This is a genomic window from Streptomyces sp. NPDC044571 (assembly GCF_040647115.1).
Classification (GTDB): Bacteria; Actinomycetota; Actinomycetes; order Streptomycetales; family Streptomycetaceae; genus Streptomyces.
The window spans coordinates 1-1,688 of the sequence record NZ_JBEZBN010000122.1; the positions used below are offsets into that span (position 1 = coordinate 1).

The window sequence follows — 1,688 nt, forward strand, 5'->3', positions numbered from 1 at the left end:
GCACGCGCGCCAGCCGCAACAGCCGCAGCAGGGTGGTGTTCTCCCGCAGGAAGGGCACGAACGCCGAGGAGACGACCAGGAGGTCGAACACGTTCCAGGGGTCGCGGAAGAAAGCTTTCGGCCTGTCGGCGTGCGCGCCCAGCCGGACCAGCATCTCCACGGTGAACGCCGCTACGCAGAACTGCTCCGCCAAGTCGAGGACTTGGCTGTAAGCGCGGGACAGCCCGCTGTACGTCTCCACGCCCAGCAGCAGCGCATTGAAGAGGATCACCGCGAACACGCCAAGCGAGAATGCGGGCGCCTCGGACACCGTGCGGCACCTCGTGGCCGTGTTCGCGCGCGCAGCAGCAACCGCGGTCAGGTCTGTCATCGTTCTCCCTCGTCGGCTCCCTCTCCGGCCCGCCTCTCCTCACGCCGCATGATCGGATTCGAGACGCCCGGGCCCTGGAGATCGCCCGTTCGGGCAGCGGCAGCCCGCCGGCGCCGGGGGAGCCGCGCACCGCCCAGCGCCACCGCTGCGGTGAAGAGCAGCCATGCAAGTGCCGCGCCGTCAGCGGACCCCACGAGCACCACGCGCAGCTGGCCGAGGCCGGGAAGCGGACGGCAGGGGCCCGGAACGAGCCCCGGAAGACAGGTCGTCAGCAACCGGGCCAGCACGAACCACGCCAGCAGGGAGAGGACCCCCGTGCTGAACGCGGCCACCAGCGCCCGGGCCAGACGCAGCGGTGCGTAGTCCCGCGTGGCCCAGACCGCCGCGCCCAGCTGGGCCAGGCCGATGAGCGGCAGCGGGTCCCACGGCGAGAGCCTCAGCCCGAAGAGGGGCAGGACGATGCTCGGCAGGGCCGTCGCGAACGCGAGGGGGACGCCCAGCCGGACGGCCCGGCCCGCTCTGGGCAGGGGCGGCCCGAAACCGGTACGGGGATCGGACCTGCGCTGCCGCTCGGCGGCGTACCGTCCCGCGAGCGGGATCAGCGCGCCGGTCAGCAGCACCGGGATCACGAGGGACTCCGGTCTCCTGCCGACCAGGAAGAAGGTGCCTCCCACGAAGCCCACGACGGTCGGGACGGAGGGGAAGACGAAGGTGGCGCCGTAGATCATCAACATGGGCAGCGTGAAGAGGAAGTCGAGCGCCGGCGCGGCCCCGGCCGCGGCCACACCGAGCACCGCACCCATCAGCAGCCGCGGGCGGCGGGCACGCTCCAGGACCGGGGTCCACTGGCGGGCCACCACCGCCAGCCAGGCCGCCAGGGCCCAGGCACACAGGCCGAGCAGGACGGAGTACGGCAGGAAGACCGACAGGCCTCTGCCGCCGAGCATGGCCAGGAACAGCGTGTCGGTCGGCGACAGCAGCTGCACCGCGCACAGTCCGGCGCCGAGCCCCAGCCCCGCCTCCCGCACGTGCGGCGCGCCCCCGCGTTCGGAGGCGCAGGCACGCCACAGCACCGTCCCCGTCGCACCGACGAGCAGCGCGGAGGCGAGCGCGGAGGCCAGCGCGTCGATCGCGGGACTGTCGAGGGTGCCGCCGCCGATCGGGCCGAGGCCCACGATGTGCTGGACGAAGGCCACCGCCGCGCCGACGGCACACAGGTCCCAGAAGGAGACCCCGGACAGGGCCCGCTCGTCGTCGAGCGCTCGGAGCCGCAGGTCCAGCGGCGGATGGACGCGCAGGACGCCGTCGAGCCGCGCCC

At 73.4% G+C, this 1,688-nt stretch carries 2 protein-coding genes; both read right to left on the bottom strand.

Annotation, left to right across the window (positions count from 1 at the left end; all coding sequences use genetic code 11):
- Positions 1-370, bottom strand: a 370-nt coding sequence (locus AB0B01_RS30660) for an ion transporter (RefSeq protein WP_361726205.1), incomplete at its 3' end; no start/stop codon positions are given.
- On the bottom strand, positions 367-1,688 hold a 1,322-nt coding region (locus AB0B01_RS30665), incomplete at its 5' end, for a hypothetical protein (RefSeq protein ID WP_361726208.1). The genes AB0B01_RS30665 and AB0B01_RS30660, both read right to left, overlap by 4 nt.